General features: G+C 36.9%; 1 protein-coding gene. It reads right to left on the bottom strand.

The window, feature by feature from the left end:
- A partial coding sequence (locus tag N5909_RS00005; RefSeq protein ID WP_271630612.1) for an Ltp family lipoprotein occupies window positions 1–398 on the bottom strand: 398 nt, incomplete at both ends.

Raw genomic sequence — 398 nt, 5'->3', positions numbered from 1 at the left:
TAACGGCCACCATCTACCCATTTATCCTTCACCATATAACCTTTAGAATCGACATAGTAACGACCGCCATCTACCCATTCATTCTTGGCCATCTTTCCATCCGATTTATAATAATAAGCTCCTACCCATTTATTGCGAGGATAGCTGCCTTCTGATGGTAGATTAAGTTTTTGAATAGCATAGTTGGCTTCTTCTTTTGTAAATTTTCCAAACCAAGAAGAAGTTAGCCTGTCATAAATTTCAGTTTTTGAGATATTACTATATTTTCGGTATTCTCTTGCTTTAGCTAAGGCATTTGCTTTGTAATCTGCATTCAAGTGATCGATGGCATACTGCACTGCTGAACTTGAAAAACCATGCCACGTTAATTGCTCATAGAGAGCTTTTTTTGACATATT

Origin of the sequence: Streptococcus gwangjuensis (genome assembly GCF_028156745.1) — a bacterium.
Lineage (GTDB): Bacteria > Bacillota > Bacilli > Lactobacillales > Streptococcaceae > Streptococcus > Streptococcus gwangjuense_A.
This window is presented reverse-complemented; position numbering and strand designations above follow the sequence as displayed.